At 58.8% G+C, this 25,543-nt stretch carries 23 protein-coding genes; 9 read left to right on the forward strand and 14 right to left on the reverse strand.

Going from position 1 to position 25,543, the window contains the following annotated elements; genetic code table 11:
• Positions 1-22 precede the first annotated feature (22 nt).
• Positions 23-934 carry a LysR family transcriptional regulator gene (locus ACR0AC_RS04725; protein ID WP_480872161.1) on the forward strand — a complete coding sequence of 304 codons (912 nt, stop codon included), beginning with the start codon at positions 23-25 and terminating at the stop codon, positions 932-934.
• Between the two features lie 352 nt (positions 935-1,286).
• Here ACR0AC_RS04725 and ACR0AC_RS04730 read toward each other — a convergent pair whose 3' ends face one another.
• Entirely contained in the window at positions 1,287-2,240 is a 954-nt protein-coding gene (locus tag ACR0AC_RS04730; protein WP_480872163.1) for a MurR/RpiR family transcriptional regulator, read from the reverse strand.
• A gap of 170 nt (positions 2,241-2,410) precedes the next feature.
• Between ACR0AC_RS04730 and ACR0AC_RS04735 the strand changes: the two genes are divergently transcribed.
• The 7 genes from ACR0AC_RS04735 to ACR0AC_RS04765 all read left to right on the forward strand — a co-directional run bounded on the left by ACR0AC_RS04735 (position 2,411) and on the right by ACR0AC_RS04765 (position 9,216).
• On the forward strand, positions 2,411-2,929 hold the full coding sequence (locus ACR0AC_RS04735) for a TRAP transporter small permease (protein ID WP_480872165.1): 519 nt from the start codon (positions 2,411-2,413) through the stop codon (positions 2,927-2,929).
• Positions 2,926-4,209 (forward strand): TRAP transporter large permease, encoded by a 1,284-nt coding sequence (locus tag ACR0AC_RS04740; protein WP_480872166.1) that lies wholly within the window; start codon positions 2,926-2,928, stop codon positions 4,207-4,209. The genes ACR0AC_RS04735 and ACR0AC_RS04740 overlap by 4 nt, the downstream gene beginning before the upstream one ends.
• Positions 4,210-4,245: 36 nt before the next feature.
• Positions 4,246-5,286, forward strand: coding sequence for a TRAP transporter substrate-binding protein (locus ACR0AC_RS04745; RefSeq protein WP_170452967.1), 1,041 nt, complete (start codon positions 4,246-4,248; stop codon positions 5,284-5,286).
• 88 nt (positions 5,287-5,374) lie between these two features.
• The gene (locus tag ACR0AC_RS04750) at positions 5,375-6,841 is read left to right on the forward strand and encodes a M81 family metallopeptidase (protein WP_480872169.1); all 1,467 of its coding nucleotides are present in this window, start codon (positions 5,375-5,377) and stop codon (positions 6,839-6,841) included.
• The gene (locus tag ACR0AC_RS04755) at positions 6,838-7,893 is read left to right on the forward strand and encodes a D-TA family PLP-dependent enzyme (protein WP_480780114.1); all 1,056 of its coding nucleotides are present in this window, start codon (positions 6,838-6,840) and stop codon (positions 7,891-7,893) included. Before ACR0AC_RS04750 ends, ACR0AC_RS04755 begins: the two co-directional genes overlap by 4 nt.
• A gap of 18 nt (positions 7,894-7,911) precedes the next feature.
• Positions 7,912-8,817 carry a sugar kinase gene (locus ACR0AC_RS04760; protein ID WP_480780113.1) on the forward strand — a complete coding sequence of 302 codons (906 nt, stop codon included), beginning with the start codon at positions 7,912-7,914 and terminating at the stop codon, positions 8,815-8,817.
• Complete coding sequence (locus tag ACR0AC_RS04765; RefSeq protein WP_170452974.1) at positions 8,818-9,216, forward strand: RidA family protein; 399 nt, start codon at positions 8,818-8,820, stop codon at positions 9,214-9,216.
• 165 nt (positions 9,217-9,381) lie between these two features.
• Here the strand turns inward: ACR0AC_RS04765 and ACR0AC_RS04770 are convergent, their stop codons facing one another.
• From ACR0AC_RS04770 to ACR0AC_RS04825, 12 genes are all read right to left on the reverse strand, one after another.
• The gene (locus ACR0AC_RS04770; protein WP_480872172.1) at positions 9,382-11,166 is read right to left on the reverse strand and encodes a thiamine pyrophosphate-binding protein; all 1,785 of its coding nucleotides are present in this window, start codon (positions 11,164-11,166) and stop codon (positions 9,382-9,384) included.
• Positions 11,163-12,572: an aldehyde dehydrogenase family protein gene (locus ACR0AC_RS04775; protein WP_170622710.1), complete on the reverse strand. Its 1,410-nt coding sequence runs from the start codon at positions 12,570-12,572 to the stop codon at positions 11,163-11,165. Before ACR0AC_RS04775 ends, ACR0AC_RS04770 begins: the two co-directional genes overlap by 4 nt.
• Positions 12,553-13,467: a sugar phosphate isomerase/epimerase family protein gene (locus ACR0AC_RS04780; RefSeq protein WP_480872174.1), complete on the reverse strand. Its 915-nt coding sequence runs from the start codon at positions 13,465-13,467 to the stop codon at positions 12,553-12,555. Before ACR0AC_RS04780 ends, ACR0AC_RS04775 begins: the two co-directional genes overlap by 20 nt.
• A gap of 154 nt (positions 13,468-13,621) precedes the next feature.
• Entirely contained in the window at positions 13,622-14,812 is a 1,191-nt protein-coding gene (locus tag ACR0AC_RS04785; protein ID WP_480872175.1) for a Gfo/Idh/MocA family protein, read from the reverse strand.
• A complete protein-coding gene (locus tag ACR0AC_RS04790; protein ID WP_480872177.1) occupies positions 14,805-15,479 on the reverse strand; it encodes a hypothetical protein in 675 nt (224 codons plus the stop codon). Before ACR0AC_RS04790 ends, ACR0AC_RS04785 begins: the two co-directional genes overlap by 8 nt.
• Complete coding sequence (locus tag ACR0AC_RS04795) at positions 15,469-16,656, reverse strand: Gfo/Idh/MocA family protein (protein ID WP_480872179.1); 1,188 nt, start codon at positions 16,654-16,656, stop codon at positions 15,469-15,471. Before ACR0AC_RS04795 ends, ACR0AC_RS04790 begins: the two co-directional genes overlap by 11 nt.
• Positions 16,646-17,461 (reverse strand): citryl-CoA lyase, encoded by an 816-nt coding sequence (locus tag ACR0AC_RS04800; protein WP_480872224.1) that lies wholly within the window; start codon positions 17,459-17,461, stop codon positions 16,646-16,648. Before ACR0AC_RS04800 ends, ACR0AC_RS04795 begins: the two co-directional genes overlap by 11 nt.
• A gap of 8 nt (positions 17,462-17,469) precedes the next feature.
• Entirely contained in the window at positions 17,470-19,362 is a 1,893-nt protein-coding gene (locus ACR0AC_RS04805; protein ID WP_480780110.1) for a bifunctional sugar phosphate isomerase/epimerase/4-hydroxyphenylpyruvate dioxygenase family protein, read from the reverse strand.
• Positions 19,362-20,657, reverse strand: coding sequence for a TRAP transporter large permease (locus ACR0AC_RS04810; protein ID WP_008755425.1), 1,296 nt, complete (start codon positions 20,655-20,657; stop codon positions 19,362-19,364). Before ACR0AC_RS04810 ends, ACR0AC_RS04805 begins: the two co-directional genes overlap by 1 nt.
• The gene (locus ACR0AC_RS04815) at positions 20,654-21,229 is read right to left on the reverse strand and encodes a TRAP transporter small permease subunit (RefSeq protein ID WP_170521464.1); all 576 of its coding nucleotides are present in this window, start codon (positions 21,227-21,229) and stop codon (positions 20,654-20,656) included. The genes ACR0AC_RS04810 and ACR0AC_RS04815 overlap by 4 nt, the downstream gene beginning before the upstream one ends.
• Before the next feature lie 26 nt (positions 21,230-21,255).
• Positions 21,256-22,266 carry a TRAP transporter substrate-binding protein DctP gene (dctP, locus tag ACR0AC_RS04820; RefSeq protein ID WP_480626427.1) on the reverse strand — a complete coding sequence of 337 codons (1,011 nt, stop codon included), beginning with the start codon at positions 22,264-22,266 and terminating at the stop codon, positions 21,256-21,258.
• Positions 22,267-22,364: 98 nt separating this feature from the next.
• Positions 22,365-23,447: a Gfo/Idh/MocA family protein gene (locus ACR0AC_RS04825; protein WP_480626428.1), complete on the reverse strand. Its 1,083-nt coding sequence runs from the start codon at positions 23,445-23,447 to the stop codon at positions 22,365-22,367.
• Positions 23,448-23,655: 208 nt separating this feature from the next.
• On the opposite strand from ACR0AC_RS04825, the gene ACR0AC_RS04830 reads away from it, so the two are divergent.
• Positions 23,656-24,309, forward strand: coding sequence for a GntR family transcriptional regulator (locus ACR0AC_RS04830; protein WP_480872182.1), 654 nt, complete (start codon positions 23,656-23,658; stop codon positions 24,307-24,309).
• A gap of 267 nt (positions 24,310-24,576) precedes the next feature.
• Here ACR0AC_RS04830 and ACR0AC_RS04835 read toward each other — a convergent pair whose 3' ends face one another.
• Entirely contained in the window at positions 24,577-25,530 is a 954-nt protein-coding gene (locus ACR0AC_RS04835; RefSeq protein ID WP_480872184.1) for a hypothetical protein, read from the reverse strand.
• Between the last annotated feature and the right edge of the window lie 13 nt (positions 25,531-25,543).

Consider the following 25,543-nt stretch of genomic DNA (forward strand, 5'->3'; position numbering starts at 1 on the left):
ATGCCATATTAGTAAATTTTATATGGACCGGTTTTCGAACATTAACACCATTCTGGCCTTTGTGACGGTGGCTCGTGAAGGCAGCGTTTCACGCGCAGCCGAGGTGTTGAACCTGACCCAACCGGCCATCAGCCATCAGATCAAGCGTCTTGGTGAAGAGACGGGGCTTACGCTGTTCAACCGAACGCCGACCGGGTTGCAGATTACCCATGACGGAGCGGCGGTCCTAGCGAAGGCGCAAAGAGTTCTCGATGCAGTCAGTGACTTCCACCGCAGCGCCCGCCAGCGCGTCGGTCGCCTGAGTGGAAAACTGACAATCGGCACGATCGTCGACCCGGAGTTCATTCGGTTGGGCCGTCTGTTGGCACATCTGCGCGCCGAGCATCCGGGCATCGAAACCGAACTGGTACATGGGGTCAGCGGAGACATCCTGACATGGCTCAGGCGGGGTCGGGTCGATGCGGGGTTCTACCTGTGTGGACCCGATGACCTTTCCAGCATCGAGTTGGACGGAGGCGATCCGGTGCACGCCATAAAGCTGGCCGATTTCACCTATCGCGTGATCGGGCCTGCTGGTTGGCAGAAGCAGGTGGAAAGCTCCGACTGGTCTTCGCTTGCAGCCCTGCCTTGGATTGGCACCCCCGAAGCCTCTGTCCACCATCGCCTTCTGGCCAAGGTCTTCGAAAGTCAGGACAGCCGCCCGAACGTGGTCGCCTTGGTGGATCAAGAAGCTTCGATGCTTGAAATGGTAAGATCCGGCATTGGCCTGAGCCTCTGCCGCGACGCCATCGCGCTCCATCAAAAACAATCCTTCGGACTTGCCGTCTGCAATTCTGTGTCGGTTCCTGCTTGCCTGTGTTTCGTGGCGTTAGAACGGCACAAGGATAGCCCGATGATAGCTGAGACATTCGACCTGCTGCACCGGTCCTGGTGAACTGGTTTTCAGAAGCGGCACAATGACTGACGTTGAAGCTGTGGCGGTTATCGAACCGCCCTGATCAGATGAAAGACCTTTTAGTCGCAAAAAAGGCAACACCTCGCCATTTTCGCCTCACGTCTTTCATCCAGCGCCTAGGCTGGCTTTCTGTTCAGACGGCGAAGCCGCCTGTTCTCGGTAGGCTACCGCGTGGTGAACGTGGGAGTGGGGCGAGGCAACGCTATTCAACAATGGTGGTGCGGCGCGCAGGCTCAGCTTAGGACAAGGCGCCGTTTAGTAGGGTCGCCCGTGGGGGGGAAGTCAGCGCCTTAACCGCAAACAGAAGAGCGTAGCATTTTTCAACGCTGGGTCAGTCGCCCAGCGGCTGCGGGCCTGTTCGTCCATGATAGGCGGTGAGGGATGCCCGGATCCGCCGCAGGTTCTCTTTGGTCTCGTCCGTCATCTCCTGCGCCACGGTCATTGCCAAGGCATCGACGATGGCCAGATGAGCGTATCGGGACGCGGTTGGTTTGTAGATGTCGCTGTCTTCCGGCAGGTCGGTCAGCAGGACGATTTTTGAGGCATTGGCCAGTCGCGTATTTGGCCGGGTGATGCAGATCGTTGTTGCCCCATAACCGTTGGCGACTTCGGCCGCGGCTACGATTGCGTCCGCTTCGCCGCTGGCTGAGACCAGAAAAAGCACATCCTCGGCCCGCAGAGACGCGGCGCGCATTTGCAGAACATAGCTGTCATTGGTGAAAAAGGACGGGATACCCAGCCGGAAAAACCGGTTGGACGCTTCCTGCGCGACGAAGGACGAACCGCCGCCAATTCCGGAAAACAGGATCTGGCGCTTGTCCAGACAGGCATCTCGGGCCGCTTCCAATGCGTTTGTATCGACCTGACGACGCATGGTCTCCATGGTTGTGAACATGGCGCCAAGCACCTGATCGATGGCGGTATCCGCGTCCGATCCTGCGTTACCGGGGTTGCCAAACAGGTATTGCGCGCTGACGGCGATGTTCTGCGCCAGACGCAGCTTGAAATCCCTGAACCCCTCGCAGCCAAGGCTGCGGCAGAACCGGACGACCGTTGGCTTGCTGACCGCGCATTGCTCGGCCAGATCGCCAATCGCCATGGCGCTGATGTCGTTCAGGTGCTCTTTGACATAGTCCGCGACCTTCTGTTCCTGAACGGCCAGCTTGATCTGACCGCTGTGCAGGGCCGAGATCAAATCCACAGCGCCCGAGCGCCCTTTGTGCGGCGGAAATTCGTTCTGGCCGGAGGGTTGGTCGTCGTTCGGCACGGTTTGGCCTTTCTGCATTTTCATGAAACTTAGTTACACAATTTCTTGTGAGCAAACAAGAAATGCCGGGAGATCGGGGCGGATACAGCGATATTTCGTAACTCAGTAACATTTTTTCGTTGATTTGGCGTCGAATCACACGCAAGATGAAACTCAGTTACAGATTCGCGATCTTGGGAGGGATGCGAATGTCCAACTGGTTTGCCGACGCAAGCGCGCGGATAAACTCTGTCATCGAGGGGATCGTTGCCGCGCTGATGCTGGCCCTGGTTCTGGATGTCTGGCTGGGTGTCATTGACCGCTATTACTTTCACTGGCAATTGCCGTGGCCCGAGGTGTTGGCGCGATACCTGATGATCTGGGCGGCGCTGCTGGCGGTGTCCTCGGGGATTGCGCGGCGCGATCACATCGGACTTACGGCGTTTGTCATGGTGCTGCCGCGCCCGGTTCGACGCCTTTTGCTGATCGGTATGGACGTTCTGGCACTGGCCCTGTTCCTGTATGTCGCCTGGTTTGGCATCAGCTTTGCCCAAAGCGGAGCGCCGAGACAGGCCATGATCTTCGGCGCAAGCCTTGCCCCGTTCTATGCGGCCATTCCCGTGGCGGCGGCCCTGTCGGCGGTGCAACTGGTGCTGGTCCTGTTTCGGGATCTGGGCACTCAGATCGACGAACCACCTTTTCCCCATGAGGTGGAGGATATGTCGTGATCGTCGCCGTCACATTTGTCGCCCTAATCCTGTTTGGAATGCCCATCGGGTTCGCCATTGGCCTGGCCGGGGTCGTGGGCCTGATCGACATGGGCGGCACCCAGTTTCTGGCCATCGGGCCCAGCAAGGTCTTCAACGGGCTCAACATCTTTCCCTTTCTCGCCATGCCCTTTTTCATTCTGGCGGGCGAGATCATGAACGACATCGGGATCACCAGCCGCCTTGTGAAGCTGGCGCAGGTTCTAGTGGGTCGGTTTCGCGGCGGGCTGGCCCATACGAACATGCTGGCATCGGTGTTCTTCGCGGGTCTGACAGGCTCGGCCACGGCGGATGCGGCGGCCTTTGGCCGGACGCTGGTGCCTGCCATGGTGAAAGAGGGCTACACGCGCGACTATGCCTGCGCCGTCACGGCAGCGGGGTCGATCATCGGCCCGACCGTTCCGCCCTCGGGGCTGATGGTGGTCTATGGCTCGCTTATGGGTGTGTCGATTGCCGGTCTGTTCGCTGCCGGGGTCTTGCCGGGTCTGGTCATCTGCCTTGTGTGCATGGCCGTTATCGCCATTGGCGGCAAGCGCGAGAACCTGCCCAAAGCCCTGCGCGGTGCCACCCCGCGCGAGGTCTGGGAGACGTTCGTATCTTCGCTGACCGCTCTGGCGATGCCGGTGATCATTCTGGGCGGTATATTGGGCGGTATTGTTACTCCAACCGAAGCGGCCTCGATCGCCGTCGCCTACGCGCTGTTCATCGGCATCTTTGTTTACCGGACGCTGAAGTTCAAAGGCTTCTACCGTATGCTGGTGCGCACGGCGCGTATCACCGGTGTGATCTTCGTCATCATCGCCTTTGCGGGCATTCTGGGCTGGTGGATGAGCTTTGAGCGCATCCCGCAACTGATCGCCGAAACCGTTCTGGGCCTGTCCGACAACCGGTATGCCGTCATTGCTATCATCATCGGGCTGTTGCTGATCGTCGGCATGGTGATGGATATCACCGCGATCCTGATCATCCTCGCCCCGGTTCTGGTGCCGCTGACGCAGCAGGTCGGGCTCGAGCCGATCCATGCCGGGATCATTTTCGTGCTGGCCCTGAATATCTCGCTGATGACGCCACCTGTGGGGGCCTGCCTGTTCGTGTTGTCCTCGGTCACGGGTGAACGGCTGGAACGGATATCGCTGAAACTCTTCCCGTTTCTGATCGCGGAAATTGGCATCCTCTTTGTCTTTGCCTTCTGGGAAGACGCGGCCCTGTGGCTGCCCCGGATGTTGGGCTTTGCCCAGTGACGAACTCATCAAAACCAAACCAACAGGAGAAGTAACATGAAGAAACTGCTCACAACCGTCGCGATGACAGCGACCATGATGGCCAGCACGGCGCTGGCCGAAGGTGGTGTCATCAAGTTCGGCCATGACAACAAGACCGACCCGTTTGAAAACCCCGCACATGCCTGTACGGCGGTGTTTTCGAACCTCGTGACCTCGGGCACCAATGGCAGCGTGTCGGTTGAGGTGTTTGGGTCGAACCAGCTGGGATCGGCAGCCGAGCATGTGCAGCAGGTGCGCGACGGGATCATTCAGGCGACGCTGACCTCGACCGGTGCGTTGGCCAGTTACTACCCGCGCATCGATGTGCTGAACCTGCCGTTTGCCTTCAACGGCAATGCCGCGACCTATGAGGTGTTCGATGGCGAATTCGGCGAAGCTCTGGCCGCCGATATCGAGGCCGAACTGGGCGATGTTGTCGTGCTGGGTTTCCCGGATACCGGAGGTTTCTTTGCCGTCACCAACTCGCAACGGCCGATCGCGGACCTGAAGGATTTCGACGGCATCCGTATCCGCACCATGACCCTGCCGTCACACCAGAAGATCGTGCAGGCGCTGGGGGCCGAGGCTTATCCGCTGTCCTGGGGCGAGGTCTATTCCGGGCTTCAGACCGGCGTGATCGACGGACAAATGAACCCGGTTCCGATCATCTCTTTCGCCAACTTCGCCGAGGTGCAGCAATACCTGACACTGACCAACCACCTGTTCTCGCCCTATACTTTCATGATCAACCGCGCGTTCTTTGAAAGCCTGTCCGAGGCTGAACAGGCCACGATCCGCACCGCCGCCGAAAACTGCGTCACCGCCAGCCGTGGCCTGTCGCGCATCATCGAAGCGTCGGACCGCGGGCTTGCGGGGCTGATGGACCAGATTCAGGTGACCGCGCTGAATGACGAACAGCGCGCCGCGATGGCCGCAGCAACGCAGCCCGCGTTCGAGGCGCATGTTCAGGAAAATCTCGACGACAAGGCCAATGAACTGCTGACCAGCTTCAAGGCTGCGGTCGATGGCGCCAACAGCGCCTCGTATCTCGACTGATCCTCCCAGACTGCCGGAGACAACCGGCAGCACCTTATGTCGGGGGCCGCGATACGGCCTCCGACCTCACCAGCGAATTGGAATGAACATGCGCGTCTTTTGTGCGTCCGTTGCGACCGAAACAAATACGTTTTCTCCCCTGCGCACGGATTTCTCGGATTTTGAGCAGAGCTTTTACGCACCACCCGGCCAACACCCCGAGACGCCAACCCTGTGCAGTGCCGTGTTCCCGGCATTGCGGAAACGGGCGCAATCCGGTGGGCTGGAGCTGATCGAAGGCACCGCCACCTGGGCCGAGCCCGGCGGTTTGCTGAACAAGGAAACATGGCAGCGGCTAAAGCAGGAAGTGCTGGATCAGGTCAAAGCCGCGCTGCCCTTGGACGGGGTCGTTCTGGGGCTGCATGGCGCGATGATCGCCGAAGGGTGCCTGGATTGCGAAGGTGTGCTGATCGAGGCCATTCGGGACATTGTCGGGCCGGACACGGTCATCGGCGCCAGTTTCGACCCGCACAGCCATCTCAGCCGGAAACGGGTCGACAATGCGGACGTCATCACCGTGTTCAAGGAATTTCCCCACACAGATTTTGTCGACGCGGGCGAATCTTGCGTCGACCTGACCCTGCGCGCAATCAAAGGCGAAATCCGGCCCGTCATTTCGGTTTACGACGTCCGGATGCTGGATGTCCTGCCGACCAGTCAGGAACCCATGCGCAGTTTTGTGGACCGGATCAAGCAGATGGAGACCGAAGGCGAGGTTCTGTCGGCCTCGGTCATTCATGGCTTCATGGCCGGGGACTCGCCGGATTTGGGGGCCAAGATCATCGTGCTGACCGACAATGACCCGTCCAAGGCAGATCGCATCGCCCGCAATCTGGGGGCAGAGCTGTTTTCCTTTCGGGGCCAGACCAAGCCAGACTACCTAACCCCTGCCGAGGCCTTGTCCAAAGCGGCACAGGCCCCACGCGGGCCCGTTGTTGTGGCCGATGTCTGGGACAACCCCGGCGGCGGCGTGGCAGGCGATTCAACCCTGATCCTCGAACAGGCCATCGCGCGCAATATGACCTCGATTGCATTTGGCACGATCTGGGACCCGATGGCCGTACGCCTGTGTCACGCTGCCGGGGAAGGCGCGGAATTTGACCTGCGCTTTGGCGGCAAAACCTCCGCTCTAGCGGGCAACCCAATCGACGCCACGGTCAAGGTCCTGCGCAACCAGCGTAACGCAGTGCAAAGCTTTGGCGCATCCGTTGTTCCGATGGGCGATTGTTCAGTCATTCAACTGGGCGGGATTCAGGTGGTTCTGAATTCGAACCGCAGTCAGGCATTTTCGCCCGATCTGTTCACCAATCTGGGTATCGACATCTCGCAAAAGAAGGTGCTGGTGGTGAAATCGACAAACCATTTCCACGGCGCGTTTTCCGACGTCGCAAGTGAAATCATCTATGCCGCCGTCGAAGGCCCCTATCCGAACGATCCGACCAAGACGCCCTACAAAAATCTGACACGCGCGATCTGGCCGATTGTCGAAGACCCCCACAAGGAGGCCGCAGAATGATCTTTCCCGAAATCGACACTCCGGCGGTTCTGATCGATCTGGACATCGCCGAGGCCAATATCGACCGCTTTCAGGCCCATTGCGCGAAATACGGGCTGGCCGTGCGGCCCCATATCAAAACGCATAAGCTTCCCTTGCTGGCCAATCGGCAAATGCAGGCCGGGGCCATTGGCATCACCTGCCAGAAGGTCACCGAGGCCGAAGCGATGATTAGTGAGGGTGGCATTGACGACGTGCTGATCACCTACAACATCCTCGGTGACACGAAACTGTCCCGCCTGCGCGCGCTGGCTGAGAAGACGCGCCTAACCGTTGTGGCCGACAACACGGAAACGGTAGACGGGCTGTCGCGGTTTTTCGCGGATACCTCCAAGCCATTGGGCGTGCTGGTGGAATGCGACACGGGTGCCGCACGCTGCGGCGTGACCTCGCCCGCGCAGGCGTGTGAACTGGCCCGTTACATCGAGAACAAGCCCGGCCTGACGTTCCGAGGTCTCATGACCTATCCGCCGGTTGGGCAGGAAGGCGCGGTTCAGGACTGGCTCAGCACCGCAAAAACCCGGATCGAACAGGCCGGGCTGACGGTCAGCGTGATCTCGAACGGCGGCTCTCCGGGAATGTGGCGGGCGCAGGACGTACCGGTTGCGACCGAATACCGGATCGGCACCTATGTCTACAACGACCGCTCGTTGCAGGCGCGGGGTATTTGTACTTGGGATGAGTGCGCCCTGAGCGTTCTGACCACTGTGATCTCGGTTCCTGCGCCTGACCGCGCCGTGATCGATGCCGGGTCCAAAGTGCTGACATCCGATCTGCTGGGGTTGGAGGGGCACGGATATGTTTTGGGCCGACCAGACATTCTGGTTCAGGGCCTGTCCGAAGAGCACGGCGTTTTGAAAGCCGACAAGATCAACCTCAAGGTTGGCGACCGCCTTTGGATCATCCCAAACCACGCCTGCGTGGTGACCAATATGGTGGATCAGGTCGAATCCGTTCGCGGCAACAGCCACCTTGGTCCTTTGCCGGTCGTCGCACGGGGGAAAGTGCAGTGATGCGTTGGGGACGGCGCGATGAGTGACCTGATCTGTCTGGGCGAGCCCCTGTTTGAACTGAACGCCCAACCGGACGGCACGTTCCAAAGCGGCTTTGGTGGCGATGTCTCGAACGTGGCGGTGGCGGCGGCCCGGCAGGGTACTAAAAGCGCACTGATCTCAAGCGTTGGGGCTGATCACTTTGGCGAGCAACTAAAGGATTTATGGTCACGCGAAGGGGTGGATCATACCCATGTGGCGCAGGTCCCTGATGGTGAGACCGGTATGTACTTTGTCTTCCACGACGAAGGCGGACACTGGTTCGTCTATCGCCGAAAGGGTTCTGCCGCGAGCCGGATGACCCCGCGCGACGTGCCCGAGGAAGCCATCGCAAATGCCGGGATGTTCTATACCTCCGGCATCAGTCTCGGGGTGAGCAACGAGCTGCGCGCGGCAACGCAGCACGCCATCCGCACCGCGCGCGCCGCTGGCGTCCCGGTTGCCATCGATCCCAATCTGCGCACAGCCCTGTGGCCGCTGGAACAGGCGCGCGCGGTCACGCATGACGCAATGCGAAACTGCCGGATCGCGTTACCCGGACTGGACGACGCACGGCAATTGACGGGTCTTCACAGCCCCGCAGACATCATCGGTTTCTACCATGATCTAGGGGCTGAAATCGTGGCCCTCACGCTGGGGTCGGACGGCGTCGCGCTGTCGCAAGGTGACGGCATCCACAGCTTGCCCGGGTTCAAGGTCGATGCCGTAGACGCCACCGGAGCCGGTGACTGTTTCAACGGCATTTTCCTGTCCACCTACCTGCGCACCCAGAACGCGCTGACATCCGCCGAGCTTGCCAACCGCGGCGCCGCACTGTCGACCACGGGCTTTGGCGCCGTCGCCCCCATCCCCTACCCAGATGAGTTAACAGAAGGAATAACCTGAATGTCTGAGAAAACAATCCAACGCCTGGGCGATGACAGAACCGGAGCAGGCGGCCAGCCACTACCCTTTGCGCCCGCAGTCCGGGCCGGGGACTTCGTGTTCATCTCGGGCCAGGTCGCGATGCAGGAAAACGGCGAAATCGAACCCGGCGGCATCGAGGCGCAAACCCGAAGAACCATGGAAAACCTGATCGCCGCTCTGGCACTTGCCGATTGTACGCTGGAGGACATCGCCAAGGTCGGCGTCTGGCTGGACGATCCACGTGACTTCTGGACCTTCAACAAGGTCTACGCGAGCTATTTCCCCAATGGCGGCCCCGCCCGATCCACTGTCCGCTCGCAAATCATGGTCGACGCCAAAGTCGAGATCGACGCGGTTGTTTATAAGCCGGTTGGGTGATCCGTAGACGGGCCAGATTGCAGGAAGCCGACGTTCACAATACCTTCGCTACTTTGGCGTCAAACTTGAAGATGCACTTGCAATCGCAAAAGCGATTAAAATTTCGCCAAACATGGATGAGCATTGGCACAAGAGACTGGGCGCGTCTGAGCGCGCCCAGTTTCGTCAAGTCGCGACGTGCGACACGTCTTTGTCAGGCGAGTATATGTCCAAGATGTTCCAGTGCCCGGTCGTTGGCGTCGGGTTGTTGATCATTGGCACGTCGAGCACGGTTGGCTTGCCGCTGGCGATTGCTGCTTCCAACGCGGGCAACAACTCATCAGCGGCGCTCAGCCTATGCCCTTCCGCACCATAGGCCCTCGCAATCTCGGCATAGCCCGGTCCGTTGGCGGGTGCGGCAGCTGATCCGGGGAAGGTTGTGCCATAGGTCAGACCGTAATGCGCCTTTTGCAGACCTGCGATGGTGCCGAAGGCGTTGTTGTTCATCACCAGCCAGATGATGCCCAGATCAAGTTCGACCGCCGTCGCCAGCATCGAGGGGTTTTGGCCGAAACCACCATCGCCAACCAGGCTGATCACCACGCGATCGGGTGCTGCCAGTTTCGCGCCGATCGCGCCCGGAGGGCCGAAACCCATCGTTGCGAATCCGCCCGGTGTCAGGATCGAACCGGGGGTCAGGATATCGAATTGCTGGCCAACTCCGTTTTTGTTCCAGCCAACGTCCGTGGTGATGATGGCGTCCTCGGGCAGGGCCTTGCGCGTATCCGCCAGAATGCGCTCGGGCATCATCGGAAAGGCTGCTGAGGTCGCCATGTCCACGTTGCGCGCTTTGAACTCCGTTCGGAATTCAGCGATCTTCTGTTCCAGCGCGGGGCGGTTGAAGCCGTCGGGATACATCTCGCGGGCAACGCGGGTCAGAACGCGCAGTGCGGCTTTGGCATCTGCGACCACGCCGATCTCGGTGGGATAGTTCCGACCGATCTCCTGCGGTTCGATGTCGATATGAATGACCTTTGAGCCGGGAATGTTGAACGTATAGCCGGGATACCAGCTGGAACAATCAGCCTCTTTGAACCTTGTTCCTACGGCAAAGATGTAATCCGCATTCAGGCAGGACTGGTTCACCAACTCGGTGCCCCAAAACCCGGTCATACCCAGCACCAGCGGATGGTCGTCCCGCAATGCGCCCTTGCCCATCAGGGAATGCGCGACGGGCAGGCCCATATGTTCAACAAACTCGCGCAACTCCTCGCTAGCCTGTGCCAACAGGATACCGCCGCCGACATAAGCGACCGGGTTTTCGGCCTTCGCCAGTGCTTCGACAGTCTCTCGCGCTGTTTCATCGTCAATCGACGGTTTCTTGAGCGCGCGCGTGTTGTCGCGGATACGGTCGAAACTGTCCGAGGGGATCACCTCGGAGAAGATGTCCATCGGCACATTGACCAGCACCGGCCCGGGCTGGCCACTTTCGGCCAGATGGAACGCCTTTTCCAAGATTTCGGCCATCAGGCCCGCGCGATCCACCCGCCAGGCACGTTTGACAAAGGGGCGATAGATCTCCCACTGGGCGGCGTCTGCGTGCAGGTTCACCTCTTGATGCGGATGCTTGCCGTAGTAATGCGTCGGAATGTCGCCTGCGATCACAACCATCGGGATACAGTCCAGCGCGGCATTGGCGACCCCGGTGGCACAGTTTGTCAAACCTGGGGAGAGGTGTGACAAAACCACCGAGGCCTTGCCCGTCACGCGGGCATATGCATCCGCCGCGTGGCTGGCGATTTGTTCATGGCGCACCGTGACGAAATCAATCGGGCTTTCGGCCAACGCGGCCAAAACCGCGATGTTCGTGTGGCCACAAAGCCCGAACACATGCTTGACGTCACGGCGTTCGAGGAAATCAACGATATGTTCGGCGACGGTTTTGCCGTCCAGTTTCGCTCCGTCCATCATGCGACCTCCTGCCCGTAGAACTCACCGAACAGGTCCGGCTCCGAGGGGCGATCCTCGGGGATCGGACGGCTGACCCAGGTGTAATTCATCATATGTTTCATGGTGACGTTTTCATTGGTGATGTTGCCGCCCCAGATGCCGCAACCAAGGCTGCTGGTCATGGGCATACCGTTGGTCCATGCACCGGCGTTGGCCTTGGACTGAGGCTGCCGCACCATCATGCGGCTGACCGGAGCCAGACGCGCGAGCCGGTCGATGTGATCGTCATTGTGGCTGTAGATGCCGCAGGAATGGCCCTTGCCCCCGGTGTTGTAGATCTGGCGGACTGTATCCAGCGCATCATCGAACGTGTCGAAATGGTAAAGCGCCATCAGAGTTGTCAGTTTCTCCTTAGAGAACTTGTGCTGCGGCCCGATTTGCCCCTGATTTTCGACCATCAGAAACTTGCGATCTTCGGGGATCGAGAACCCGGCAACTTTGGCCGTTTGCTGCGGCGGACAGGCGATGGTCGGGAACGTGCGGTTGCCCTTTTCGTCCCACATGGCTGCTTCGAGCATGGCCTTCTCTTCGTCCGAACACAGATACCCGCCTTCGGCTTCAAGCGCTTTGACCATATCGTCGTAGACCGAGCGCTGGATGATGATGTTACCGTCGGCTGAACATCCCGAGCCAAAGTCGGACGTCTTTGAAATACGCGTATTCTGCGCGGCGATATCCAGATCGGCTGTCTCATCGATGACGATGGACGAATTGCCCGCGCCAACGCCATAGGCCGGACGTCCGGAACTATACGCCGCTTTGACCATGGGCTTACCGCCGGTCGCCAGCGTCAGGTCGCAGATCTCCATCAGATGTTGCGTCAATGGGATCGACGGTTTGCGAATAGATTGAAACAAATCCTCGGGGGCACCGGCGGCCCGGCAGGCGGCGCGCATGACCTCGACCATCTCGAAGGTGGTATGGGCGGTTCGTGGATGCGGGCTGAAGATGACCGCATTCCGGGCATTCGCGGCGGAAACGCCGGTCACCGGCGGTGTCATCGCCGGGTTGGTCATCGGGATCAGGGATGCGATCACACCGGCAGGTTTGGCGTATTTCACCAGCCCTTTTTCTTCGTCGACTTCGACGATCCCGGTCGACGGCGTGCGCAGGACATCGCGCAAAACCATGTGAATCTTGAACCGCTTCGCAGGACGCCCTTCGCGATCTCCGATACCGCTTTCGTCCACGCCTTGCTGGGCCAGACGCGTGAAGGTTTTCTCGTTCCCCGCATACCACGCAATGGCCTGAGACAGGCGGTCCAGCCTGTCCTGATCCCAATCCTCGATTTCGGCAATGGCAGCGCGGGCGCGTGCCAGCATGTCACCCGCCATGTTGCGGTCATTTTCAGTGAGCTCTTTGCCCATGGTGATCCTCTTGGTGTTTTAGAATGGCTGCGTCGGGCATACGGCGCTGTGACCGCGCCGCACCGAATGTTCGCTTGGCGTGGCTGAGACAGCGACGCGCGTGTTCTTCATATCCCAACTCGGCAACGCGGCTTTGGTTGGGCAGTTCGATGGAATAGTCGACGGGTGGCATCCGTTCGATGATGCCGGTGAAATCGATCCAGCCCTCGCCGGGGTAAAGCCGCGCATCACGGGCCAGCTGGATCATGCCCTCGCGCGTATCGGCGATGCCGGGCAGGCAATCAGAGATATGCAGGAAGTGAAACAGGTCCGAGGGGACGTGCAACAGCTCTCCCAGATCCACGCGACTGAGGTGCAGGTAGAGCGTATCGACCAGAATACCGCCATTGGGTTGATCGGAAGCGCGGACAATATCCAGCGCCTCATCCAAGGTGCGCAGGCGGGAAAAGCTTGGAAACTCAAGGTCTACGGTCAGCCCGTAGGGCGCGGCCAGTTCGCAGGTTTCGGAATAGACGTCGATCAGAAAGTCACGATCATCACGGGTGTTGGTCCACGCGCTCATGATCATGCGCTTGGCGCCCAGTTCCCCGCCGATTTCCAGAGAAGGTTCAAAACTGCGCGGATCGACATCTTCGGTGATGCGCGCAATCTCGATATCCAGAACCTTCAGGCCGGTGGTAGAAAGAGCAGTTTTGGTGGCCTGCACCTGCGCCTTGTCGATCGGGGATTGAGTGAATTCACCGGGCACATGCATCGGAATGAACCGGGGGCTGACGGCATCGTATCCGGCCCGCGCGGCGATATAGACCAGCTCGGGCGGCGTACATCCAATCAGCGTCAGATGCGCCAAGGAATAGAGAGAGGGGCCTGCGCCAGCCTCTTCGGGTTTCACCATGAACGACAGCTCCACGTGTCTGCGAATCTCAAATTCATCACACGTAGTAAAAAATATCTGATATTTTTAAAAATATCAACTTTTAATGCTGGGGAGGAACTGAAAACGCCCGGGTAACAGCCCGGGCGTGTTTAACCTTTGTGTTGGCGGGGCTTTAGATGGTGACCCAATCGCCTCCGGACTGTTGAGAGCGCACAGAGGCGTCAATGAATCGGACGCCATCCGCGCCTTGACCGACGCCGGGATACGCAAGCCAATCTGCCGGAACGGTGACACCATCCCGGCGCGCGGCCACGGCCATGGCAAATTCCGTATAGAGGTTGGCCCAGGCTTCGATAATCCCCTCGGGGAAGCCGCGCGCGGTCCGGATCAGACGTTCCGCACCGGGGCCGATGCCGTGCCCGTGACCTCGGCTGATGATACGATCCGGTTCACCAAACCGATTGAACTTCAGCTGTTCCGAGTTCTCAAGGTCCCACTCCAAGCCCCCTTCGCTGCCGAAGATCCGCAACCGCAACCCGCCCCGGTTTCCGGGGGCAAGGCGCGTTGCCATCAATGTTCCCGGAACCTCATTTTGATAGCGAGTGAACATGAACACTGTGTCTTCCAAAGGCTTTGGCGCGCCGCAGACATGAAACTCGGCCCTCAGATCGGTCATGGGCAGGCCCGAGACAAAGCTGGCGAGATGCGCGGCATGGGTGCCGATATCGCCGACACAACTGGTCGGGCCAGAAATCTTCGGGTCCAGCCGCCACTTTACATGAGGCGCATCGGCCACATCTTCGGGCGTCATCCAGTCTTGCATGAACTCGACGTGGATCTGGTTGATCTTACCGATGCCGCCTTCGGCGACAATTTGCTTCGCCTGCCGGATCACCGGAAAACACGACATCGCATAACCGACAGCAAAGACCTGCCCCGTGCACGCGGCGATCTCCTCAAGCCCCTCGACCTCGGCAACTTCGTTGGTCAGGGGCTTGTCGCACAGCACATCAATGCCCGCCTCCAGAAACGCTTTGGCCGCTTCGAAATGAACGTGGTTCGGGGTGGTGATCATCACCGCATCCACACCATCCGGGCGCGCCGCCTCGGCCTTTGCCATCTCGTCGAAGGACGCATAGCACCTGTCTGCTGGCAGGAACCACTCGGCCCCGCGCGCCTTGCTGCGTGCGGTGTCGGAACTGAGCGCACCTGCGGCGACCTCCCACCGGTCGGTCATCCGGGCCGCCGTAGCCTGCGTGACCGAGATACGCCCACCGCCAACAACGCCCAGCCGCAAACGGCGAGACAATCGGGGAAAAGGACCGTCAAAATTCAGGGTTTCGGGTAGAAGCCGCTCAGCCATTCTGAACCTCCATGTCCGGGGCCCTTGCGCCTTCGGGCAGGATTTCAACCGCCATGAAGATGCTGGGGGTAATCGTCTCGTACTGATGCCAAGGATAGTTGCCTTCGGCGTCATACATCGGCTTGTGCGTCGCGCCGGGAGCCATGAATTCTTCGAGATAGAGCGTCTCAACGTCCCGTTCGCGGCATTGCTGCATTTTGCCAAAGCCTACGATTTGCGTATGCACTTCGCGAAACCCCGGAACCGGACAGAACGGATGATCCTTGTGCAATCCGACATTCAGTGGAACCGAGCCCGAGTGGTACATGGTCAGTCCAACGTTACCCACGAAGACCTTTGGCGACATATAGTGGCTGACACCGCGCAGACGCTCTTCCTGGCGAACATCAAAGGCTGAAGGCCATGTATCCTTCACCCATGCGAACAGCGCATTGTCATCGGCGTGGGCGTCGAAACCATGAACAATGACCGCACGTTCCACGTTTTGGACGGTGCTGTTCTGCACGATCACCGACGAAAGCGGCGCAACGGTCTGATCCTCGACCGCGAGGTCCCTTCCCCCGAGGTTCAGAACAATGGCACGACCCTCGACAGATACTCTGTCTTCATCAGTGATGTGCTGGACGCGAAAGAATGGCTGTGCAAAGTCGAGTGTCTCAATCGGCATGGACCAGCTCCTTCCTCTCATCGTTCAGGAAATCGAACGGCAGAGGTGCAGGCGCTTCGCATCGGCTTTCTATTGTCTGGTAGGCACCGAATTTCGGTGCCCGTTCAATCGCGTCCATGACCTCGAACACGTGGTAGGCCAGCGCACCACTTGCACGGGGTTGGCGTCCTTCTTGTGCCGCCAGGGCAAGATCCAACAGGCCGAGGCCACGGCTGTCTTCGTTAAACCCGTGTTTGTTTTCGACCACCTGCCAGTCTTCGCGACCGGTTGGACGAGGCTGATGAGACCAGCGCGAGGTCTCCCGCGTTTTCAGCCAGACATCCCCTTGAAAGATATTGGCACCATGAACCGGGTCAGGGTCGGGGATGCTGATGGTCCCGTCTTCACCATAAATCTCGAACCGGGGCGCTTCGCTGTCCCAGATGTCGAAGCTCATGGTCATCGACCCGATTGCGCCGGATGAGAACTGCAGCAGGCTCAGGGAGTGTGTGTCGACCTCGACATCCATCCATTCGCCGTTGCGCGGGCCATTTTCGATCATCCTTTTGTCGAACGTGCGTCGCGCCATTCCTGCGACGCGGTCAACGGGACCAAGGCAACAGATCATGGCAGTCAGGTAGTATGGCCCAAGGTCCAGCAAGGGCCCGCCACCCGCCTTGTAGTAGAAATCCGGGTTGGGATGGTGGCGTTCTGTCCCGTGGGTACCGACATGGGCGAAAACCCCTGTTGGATTCCCAATCGCGCCTTCATCGATCAACCGACGAACGGTCTGCCAACGACCGCCCAGAAACGTGTCGGGCGCGCAGCCGACCAGCAACCCCTTTTCCGAGGCCATGTGCACGATCGCCCTTCCATCCGTTCGGTTCATGACCAGTGGCTTCTCGGAATAGACGTGCTTGCCCGCCTCCAGCGCGCGCAGGCTGATTTCGGCATGGGCGGCTGGTATTGTCAGGTTCAGAACGCAGTCAATCGTTGGATCTTCGAACACGTCATCTGGCGTGCAGGCCCTGGAGATGCCGTATTGATCCGCCTTGGCGCGGCTTTCCAAAGGATCGAGGCTGGCGCAGGCCACGACCTCGACGTTCGAAAATTTTGATAGTGTTTTTAGATAGATATCGCTGATACGACCACAGCCGATAAGGCCGACCCGGAAGGATTTCGATGTCTCACTTGTCATCATTCCTGTCTTCGTAGAGGGGTAAGTAATTCGGGGGCATGGGCCCTTTGTTCCGACCGCCCTGGCCCATCTGTTCCCAGGCGTGGGCGAGTATTCCAACCGAGCGGGACAGGCAGAACAGCCCCCGCGACAGGGGCGCGGGAAAGCCAAGTTCGCAAAAGATCACCGCCGTTGCACCGTCGATATTCATGGCGATGGGCCGACCGCCGCGTTGGCGGCCAAGCTCGGCCTGCACCTCTTCTCCGATATCGGCAAAGCGGCCGGAAACCGTGCCTTCTGCCGCCGCATCACGAACAAGCTGCATCAGCCGGGGCGCGCGTGGGTCGACGGGTTTGTGGAACCTGTGGCCAAAGCCCGATACGATCTTGCCGTAGGTCTCGCGCCAGCTGTCCAGACCGTCCCGAACCGCGTCATTCAACGAAGCCCCCGCATCCATGCGGGCGGCGATATCATAATACAGCTCGGCGCATTGCTCCCCTGCCCCGCCATGTACATCGCCCAGCATGTTCACCGCAGTCGCCATCGCGTTGTTGAGACCAACCCCGCAGGTCGCAGCCATACGCGCCGCCGCGATCGACGGGGCCTGTGGGCCGTGATCCACGCCTGCGACCAATGCAGCCTCGAACAAACGCGCCTGCGCGTCGCTGGGCAGATCGCCCCGCACCATCAGCCAGATCATCTGCGGGAACGAGACGTTCCCGATCAGGTCCTCGATAGGATAGCCACGAAAAGCGATCTGGCCGGGTTTCATGTCGATGATCGAGGTTCGCCACCAATCGCGGACCGCGCGCTCATCATTTGTCATCTGTGTGGTCATTGCGTCTGCACCTCTTTCACCGCTTGGGTTTTGCTTTGTGCAGCAAGGCGAATGGGCGCGTTGCGCGCGCCGTACCCGGCATAGCCCATGCGGCGTTCAACAATTTCGAAGAAGAAACCGTTAAAGATGGGGCGGCTGTAGATCTGAAAATACTCGGCACCCGTTGCCCGGTCGTAAAGGATGTTGCCCTGACGCATCTGGGCGATCAGATCGTCATCCAACCCGAAAGTCGCTTGCAGATCGGCGTAGTAGTTTTCCGGAATCGTCAGGCTGGGAAAGCCGGACTTGCGCAATTGCGCCGAGGTTTCAAATATGTCGTCCGACTGAAAGGCGATGTGCTGAACGCCCGCCCCAAAGCCATCTTCAAGGAATGAGGCCGCCAGAGTCCGACGACCAACGGCCCCGTTCAGGTTCAGGCGCACTTCGCCCTCGGGGCTTTCGATAGCCTGGCTTTGCACAACACCCGACGGGTCGGCGACGTTCACGATGGGCGACTTTGCCATCTCAAAGGTCGAAATGTAGTAGAGCAGCCAGCTTTGCATCTCATCGTGGCGCATGGTCTGGGCCAGATGGTCGATGCGACGCAGACCGGCGGGTTGGGTCGCCTTTGTTTTCGCAACCGGCTCGAATTCGATATCCCACACCCGATGCAGATCGGATTTCTCATCGATAAAATGAACGACGTTACCACCGACACCCCGAATGGCCGGGATATCCAGCTCTCCGGTTCCTACCGGCTGCGAAAAATCCGGGGCCCCCAGCGCGGTAGCCCGCTGAACCGTCTGATCCGCATCCTTGACGCGCAATCCCATGTCACAGACCGATGGGCCGTGGCCCAGCAAGGCTGAATGGGCGAAACCTTCCTTTTCGGTATTCACCACGATGTTGATCGCGCCTTGCCGCCACAGCTCGACGGATTTGCTGACGTGCTTTCGCTCCATTCGAAAACACATGGCTGACAGCATGTCTGCCAGCTGCGCACCGCTTACCTCGTCGGCTGTGAATTCGACGAACTCAAAGCCTGACGCATAGACACGTTCGGGCAGTTTCGGGATGCCATAATCTGCGCTTGGTTCGGTCCGCGACACCTCATCCAGAAGGTTTACCAGCGACCTGTAGCTGTCTCGGGCCAGTGTGCGACCTCCGGGTTGGGGGGCCGCCTCGTTGACGCGGGCGATGGACCAGGGCCCCTTGTACCCGGCGCGGGACAACACCCGCACAAAGCCCGCAAGGTTCAGCGCCCCAAGCCCCGGCAAAAGCCCAAAGTGCCGTTTGAGCCTGCGAATATCCATCTCAAGCCGGGGCGCGTCGGACAGTTGTACATGGAACAACCGCTCTCCGGGGGTGTCCCTAAGACGGGCTGGTTTGGACCCGTCGGCAAGCGAGAAAAATGAGTTCAGGGCCAACCCGAAATGAGGGCTGTCAATTGCCTCGACAATGCGTAACGCCTGCTCATCCGAGTGAACAAGATCGGACCATGGCAAGCCCATATAGGCCAGACGCAGCCCTATCTGTTTGGCAATTTCGGTCGCCTCGCCAAGGTCCGCGATCACCTGTTCTTCGGTGGCATCAGTGCCCACTTCGAACGCGGACCCCACAAGCAAAAGATCTGTGCCCAACGCATCCATCAGATCGAATTTACGCCTTAGCCGGTCAAAGGCGCGTTCCCGCCCCGGGCCGGTCTGACCTTCGAGGTTATGGAACGGCTGCAGCAGGCAAATCTTCAGACCGAGGTCCGACGCAATATCGCGGATGTGCGAAGGCGGCCCGTCAAACGCGGTCAGGTCAGGTTCGTGCAACTCGACGCCGTCAAACCCAGCCCCGGCGATGGCATGCAGTTTCTCTGCCAGATCGCCGGGTATGGAGGTTGTCGAAACCGACAGGCACATTACCCCTGATACCCGAACAGACGCGGCAACCACAGGACCAGATCAGGCATCAACATCATGATCATCAGCGCGAAGATGAGCACCGCCAGAAAGGCCCAGATTTCCGAGATGATTTCGCGCAGCGGAATGTCCGTCACGGCGTTGATCACGAAAAGCAGAATGCCATAGGGCGGCGTGATCAGACCGATCATCGAGTTCACGACGACCAGCACTCCGAAATGCACCAGATCGATCCCAAGCGCCTCGCAGGTGGGAATAAACAGGGGCACGATCACCAGAATGATCGTTGTTGCGTCCAGCACGCAACCCAGCGCAAGGATCAGCAGGTTAACCAGGATCAGGAACACAATCGGGCTAACATCCGAACCCTCCAGCAGGGCCGAAATCGACTGTGGAATCTGTTCCTGAATGACGATGAAGTTCAGGATGAACGCACCGCCAATGACCACGCCCACAGCGGCGGAAGACCGCGCGCTGTCGACGAACACCTGATAAAGGCCACGGAAGGTCAGTGCGCGGTAGAACAATGCGGCCAGCAGCAGGGCGTAGAAGGCAGCCACGGCGGCGGCCTCGGTCGGCGTGGTGACGCCGCCATAGATACCATAGAGCAGGATCGCGGGCATAAGCAGTGCGGGGAACGCATTGGCAGTTTTTGCGGGCAACTCGCGCAGCGGAACAGGTTCTTCCAGTGCAAAGTTCCGCTTTCCAGCCAGATAGTAGTTCATCGCCATCAGGACGACGCCCATAATCAGGCCCGGCAGAATACCGGCCAAAAACAGCGAGCCAATAGAGGCTTTCGACACCAGCGCGTAAAGGACCATTGGAATCGAGGGCGGAATGATCGGGCCGATCGTCGCCGACGCCGCGGTAATAGCAGCGGCATAACCTCTGCTGTAGCGGCCATCCTTGGTCATCATCTCAATGATGATCTTGCCGATCCCTGCCGCATCCGCAACTGCCGAGCCGGACATGCCCGAAAAGATCAATGACGCCACCACGTTGACATGCCCAAGACCGCCCTTGAACCGCCCGACCGCAGCGACGCAGAAGTTCAGCAGACGGTCCGTGATCGACCCCGCATTCATGATATTGGCGGCGACGATGAACAACGGCACGGCAAGCAGGATCGTGCTTTTGTAGAAGCCTTGCAGGATCTTCTCACCCGCAAGCGCGACGTCCAGACCAGCGACACCCAGATACATCAGTGACGCCAACAGGATGGAATAGCCGATAGGTGTCCCGATGCCTGCCAGAACAAAAAGGGTCAGCAGGCAGGAAAGAAGTTCAAAGCTCATTTGCTTGCGTCCTCGTCGTCTTCCACGTCAACGCGGGGATGATCGTCGACCACGTTAAATCCCACGACCATTTCAAGTTCAGTTTTTGGTGGGCCGTTGCGCATGATGTCGAAGAACAGCCATGCATAGCGTGCGGCTACGACCAGCATGAACACGGCATAGATCGAAAACACCGTGCGCAGCGGTACCTTCTCGCCCGAGAACGGGTTGCGAACCGTCGCGGTCTTGCGGATTTTCATCCAGTCGATGTAGTCCCAGGTCGGCAGAAAGCTGTAGAGCATCCCAATGACGATGGCGGCGGCTGCGAGCATCGCAAAGACCTGACGGACACGTCGGGGCACCGACAGGTAGATGATGTCGAACTTCACATGATCCCGTTCACGTACGATGAAGGCGCAGCTGAAAAAGATCACCCAGACCCAGAGGATGCCGATCAGTTCAAGCGTCCATCCGGCGGGGGTAAAGAAGTACCGCAACAGAATTTGCAGAAGGAAGATCAGGAAGATTGCCGCCAGCATCCCGCCGGCAATCGCTTCGGTCAGTCGGGAGAACCCCTTTATGAAGCCTTTCATGGTGGTTCTCCCTTCCGTGATTGGTCTTAGTTGCCCAGCGCGTTGATCTGTTCCAGAACGCCGTCCGGCCACGACCCGGCAAACTCGCTTTCAAGATACATGGACTGTACCTGATCGCGGAACGCGGCCAGATCGGGCTCATAGACTTCCATGCCCTGCTCTTTCAGGAAGCTGACCAGATCCTCTTCCTTCTGAAGCTGCTTCTGGCGACCCGATTCCGCTGCTGCGTCCGCAGCTTCCTGAACCTTGGCCTGTTGTTCCGGCGTCAATCCGTCCCAGACCTCTTTGCCGATGGCGATGTAGTTCAGGTCAACCAGGTGGGACGTCAGGATTATCTGATTGGTCACTTCGTAGAACTTGGCATCCACCACGGTCGGCAGCGGGTTGTCCTGGCCGTCAACAGCGCCGGTGGACAGCGCAGTATAGACCTCAGAGAAGGCCATCGGAGTTGGGGCAGCACCCAGCGCCTTGCCAAGGAACTGCCACGCATCAGTGCCCGGCATCCGCAAGTTCACGCCTTCCAGATCGGCCGGAGTTGTGACCGTCAATTCATCCTTGGGTTGGCGCAAGTTCACCTGACGACGGCCCAGATACATGACCGACAGCAGTTTAACGCCCAGTTCATCCTCGGCTTTTTGCTTGAAGGCATCCATCAGGGGATCGTTGAAGACGGCAACCTGATGCGCCGCGTCCTGATGGACATAGCCGGCGGTAAAGATCGAAAACTCGGGGAAGAACTGTGCCAGTTCCTGCGCCGAGGTGATCGACATTTCCAGATTGCCCCGGCTGATGGCGTCCAGCTCGGTGCCTTGCGCGAAGATGGTGCCGTTATAGCTGGGCTCGTAGCTTGCGAAATCGGCGACCATGGGCGCAAAAACTTCGGCCATGGCGACCGAACGCTGGTCGGTCTCCGAGCCGGAGGTTGCGAGGCGCAGTTGCACTTTGTCTTCTGCCAGCACACCATTTGTTGCACTGAACAGAACACCGGTTGCGACCAGGGCTGATACAGCAGCCCGGCGGGTAAGTTTGGTAATCACTTTGCTCCTCCCTGAGACATCATGATGTTTTTTTGACGATTCCGAGTTTTGACCTATTTTGGACATTTTGCAAGATTTTTTACAAAATATCTGATATTTTAGATTACTGAGACCTGAGCCTGCGGTGACTGCTGATAGCTTTCTATCCTAACGGTTTCCCCCGTCCGGCAGGAATTTTGTATTGCTTCAATGACTTGAAGCGTCCTCAGCCCCTCCCACCCGGAGACAATCGGCTCTGCCTTGTGGCGCGCCACGTCAACAAAATGCCTGAGCTGATTGACCAAAGGGTCCGAAGCCCCCTTTTTCAGAGCCGTTGACGAGATCGGAGTCCACCAATCCCGTTGCCCGCCCGGATAATTCCAGAGCCGAAGGTCAGGGACGGATAAGGACCCATGAGATCCCCCGATCATATAACTGCTTTCCGTGGTTGATGGGTAAATCGGATATTCCTGGGACGTCATCTCCCAACTCCACGGGGCAACGATGCTGTCGGACACGGTTATTGTCCCGATCGCGCCGCCTTCGAATGTCAGCAACGCCCCAGCCACATCTTCGTTGTCATATCCGCGTTGCGATGCGGCGGACTGCGCCTGTACGGTCACGACCTCTCCGGCCAGATAGCGCAGAAGATCGACGTCATGGACCAGATTGACCGAGATGGGCCCCGCTCCGGGTTTCTTGCGCCAGGGCGCGGACTCAAAATACGCGTCTGGCTTGTAAAACCAGCAATTCGCATGAACCGCGCGAACATCGCCGATCTTCCCGTCTGCAATCGCTTCCTTGGCGGACTTGATCAAAGGGTTGTACCGTCGATGATGCCCGACCATGAGCGGCACATCTGCCTTCGCGGCCTCTTGTACCAGCGCAAGCGCTGCATTGGCTTCGACAGCAATCGGTTTTTCGACCAGAACAGGGCACCCGTGTCGGACGCATGTCAGCCCCTGTTCAACATGCAACGTCGTCGGGGTCGCAAGCACAGCGCCGTCCGGTGATTGGTGGGCAAACATATCCTCAAGGGTCTTGTAACACGCGACACCATGCTCGGCGGCATATGCACGGCCCTCGTCGCTGGGATCGACGACCGCCACAAGATCGACATGACGCAACGCCCGGATCGCGTCCGCGTGGCGGCGTCCAACAAGGCCAATGCCGATGATGGCAATGCGAAAGTTCTGAGACACTGTGTTTCCTTCCGGAGGGTTCGGACATCTCCGAAACCTGAATGTTCGACCGAGCAGCGTTGCCCAACTTGACCGCGACCGTATTGGGGTTTTTGCGATTCCGCAATAATGTATGATATTTTTATTTTTACCATACATCAGTTTGGATTGCTGATACCCCTGAAAAATGCTAATTGAGCGAAGAAACCAAGAATATCGGGTGAAACGCATGGCGAAGCAGCCGTCTACGATAGGTGCAAGCACCTATCAACGCATCAAGCGGGATATCATCTTCGGAGAGCTGCAGCCCGGCTCCAAACTGAAGCTGGACGCCTTGAAGGAACGCTATTCGGCAAGCCTGTCGACACTTCGCGAAACCCTGAACAGGCTTGCCAGCGACGGATTTGTCGAAGCACCCGAACAACGGGGTTTCCTGGTCACGCCAGTTTCACGAGAAGACCTGACCGAGATTTCTGAGCTTCGGGTCCTGTTGGAATGCCACGCTTTGGAACTGTCCATTGCGAACGGCGACACGGACTGGGAAGGCAACCTCGTTGCCGCACACCACAAACTGCACCTGATGGAGCAGCAGCTTCTCAAGGGCGACGAGTCCGAGAAAGAAACCTGGAAACGATATGATTGGGAGTTTCACCAAGCGATGATCGCGGCCTGCAACTCCAAAAACCTTCTGTCTCTGCACTCGATCATCTACGACAAGTATCTGCGGTATCAGATGCTCGTACTGACCTATCGCGGTGAAGAGGCAGTCAAGGAGCACAAGGGCATGTTCGATGCCGCATTGGCCAGAGACGCGAGCACCGCAAAGAAGCTGTTGGAAGATCACATCCGAAACGGTCTCGCACACACGCTGGAGGCTATGTAGGGCGGCATGCGGATAGCGTGCTTCGACCTCTTTAGGTCGATTTGGCGGAGACAGTCTTGAAACTCTACAGCGATATCGAGAAGTTTGTGGACGGCCCAAAGCGGCCGTTCGATCTTGCTCGCTAACGTTGCCCGCGCAATCCGCAACAAGGGCATTCGCTCCGCTTGATCGATTTAGGTTGCGGAAGAGGTCAGGACGGCGAGACGGAACGACCGTTCGTTTGGTGAAAGCGAACGGTCAGGCTGAAGCGAGATGAACACTGCATCGCTAGAGCCCCGTGTCGTAGCTGGTCAGTCGAAAGCTGTTTGGTTTGACCAGTTCGCCCATGGCCGCAAACTCGTCCGCCCAGCTTTGTGCTTGCGCGTTCAGGGTCTCCATATCTGGGCGATTGGTCCAATAGTTTACGCAAAGCCAAATACCGTTTTCACCTTGGCCCACGGTACGGTAGAGGAGAGTGTCGTTCTGGTTCATTTTTTGCGTGATGGTCTCAAAAAACGACCGAACATCCGTGGGGTCTGCGCCGTCGGCTTGTTCAAACATGACGATCTCAACATGATTCGGCACACGCAGATCATCCGCGCCTACTTTCTGGGTCTTTCCTCCCTTCAATCGCCTGAGTGGCATCTGCAAAGCTGTCGGACGATCGTCGGGTTGGGCCAGTGGCATGCCGTCAACAGGCCGCGCGCCAAAGTAGAGATGGCCGGCTGAGACATAGAGCACCTCATATTCTGTGGTAGGCGCATTCGCCGCTATCCCCATGACTGAGCATCCGGTTTCAAACACGTCCTGCTCATTGCCGACGGACCACTCTTCAGGTCCACAAGCGCCCGTCTCGGCTGAGTTCAGAAACCCCGCGAAGCCTTCCAACTGCGGCGTGATGGTCAGATAGTCGTTGACGATCAGATCAACATTAAGTGCGCCCTGCGCCACTTCGGATGCCCCTAGGATGTTGACGTCACCGCCAAACTTCAACTCCAGAAGCGGTGCGGAACAGTTGGCATCGGAATAAGTGGTGAAATGCGCATCGATGCGGCCGGGTGCAAACGTGATCGAACGCTTAAGGTACCAAGGTGCGACGCCATCCTGCCCGACCTGTGGGCGCAGTTCGCAAGCAATGCTTTCCCAAGTCCCGTTAAGATCAAACGCTCTATCCTGTGCCAGGGCAGGTGTGGCCAGTACACTGGCAGCAAGGAGGCAAAGTGTTTTCGAGGCCAGTTTCACAGTCTTATCCCCT

This window comes from Ruegeria sp. H7, assembly GCF_056532945.1.

What these genes read in the sequence shown, in the direction of transcription:
- ACR0AC_RS04785 (WP_480872175.1), bottom strand. Translation starts at nt 14,812, where the DNA reads ATGGCTGAGCGGCTTCTACCCGAAACCCTGAATTTTGACGGTCCTTTT.
- ACR0AC_RS04775 (WP_170622710.1), bottom strand. Translation starts at nt 12,572, where the DNA reads ATGGGCAAAGAGCTCACTGAAAATGACCGCAACATGGCGGGTGACATG.
- ACR0AC_RS04745 (WP_170452967.1), top strand. Translation starts at nt 4,246, where the DNA reads ATGAAGAAACTGCTCACAACCGTCGCGATGACAGCGACCATGATGGCC.
- ACR0AC_RS04795 (WP_480872179.1), bottom strand. Translation starts at nt 16,656, where the DNA reads ATGACAAGTGAGACATCGAAATCCTTCCGGGTCGGCCTTATCGGCTGT.
- ACR0AC_RS04805 (WP_480780110.1), bottom strand. Translation starts at nt 19,362, where the DNA reads ATGTGCCTGTCGGTTTCGACAACCTCCATACCCGGCGATCTGGCAGAG.
- ACR0AC_RS04750 (WP_480872169.1), top strand. Translation starts at nt 5,375, where the DNA reads ATGCGCGTCTTTTGTGCGTCCGTTGCGACCGAAACAAATACGTTTTCT.
- ACR0AC_RS04735 (WP_480872165.1), top strand. Translation starts at nt 2,411, where the DNA reads ATGTCCAACTGGTTTGCCGACGCAAGCGCGCGGATAAACTCTGTCATC.
- ACR0AC_RS04800 (WP_480872224.1), bottom strand. Translation starts at nt 17,461, where the DNA reads ATGACAAATGATGAGCGCGCGGTCCGCGATTGGTGGCGAACCTCGATC.
- ACR0AC_RS04725 (WP_480872161.1), top strand. Translation starts at nt 23, where the DNA reads ATGGACCGGTTTTCGAACATTAACACCATTCTGGCCTTTGTGACGGTG.
- ACR0AC_RS04730 (WP_480872163.1), bottom strand. Translation starts at nt 2,240, where the DNA reads ATGCAGAAAGGCCAAACCGTGCCGAACGACGACCAACCCTCCGGCCAG.
- ACR0AC_RS04830 (WP_480872182.1), top strand. Translation starts at nt 23,656, where the DNA reads ATGGCGAAGCAGCCGTCTACGATAGGTGCAAGCACCTATCAACGCATC.
- ACR0AC_RS04760 (WP_480780113.1), top strand. Translation starts at nt 7,912, where the DNA reads ATGAGTGACCTGATCTGTCTGGGCGAGCCCCTGTTTGAACTGAACGCC.
- ACR0AC_RS04780 (WP_480872174.1), bottom strand. Translation starts at nt 13,467, where the DNA reads ATGGTGAAACCCGAAGAGGCTGGCGCAGGCCCCTCTCTCTATTCCTTG.
- ACR0AC_RS04790 (WP_480872177.1), bottom strand. Translation starts at nt 15,479, where the DNA reads ATGCCGATTGAGACACTCGACTTTGCACAGCCATTCTTTCGCGTCCAG.
- ACR0AC_RS04810 (WP_008755425.1), bottom strand. Translation starts at nt 20,657, where the DNA reads ATGAGCTTTGAACTTCTTTCCTGCCTGCTGACCCTTTTTGTTCTGGCA.
- ACR0AC_RS04765 (WP_170452974.1), top strand. Translation starts at nt 8,818, where the DNA reads ATGTCTGAGAAAACAATCCAACGCCTGGGCGATGACAGAACCGGAGCA.
- ACR0AC_RS04770 (WP_480872172.1), bottom strand. Translation starts at nt 11,166, where the DNA reads ATGATGGACGGAGCGAAACTGGACGGCAAAACCGTCGCCGAACATATC.
- ACR0AC_RS04755 (WP_480780114.1), top strand. Translation starts at nt 6,838, where the DNA reads ATGATCTTTCCCGAAATCGACACTCCGGCGGTTCTGATCGATCTGGAC.
- ACR0AC_RS04815 (WP_170521464.1), bottom strand. Translation starts at nt 21,229, where the DNA reads ATGAAAGGCTTCATAAAGGGGTTCTCCCGACTGACCGAAGCGATTGCC.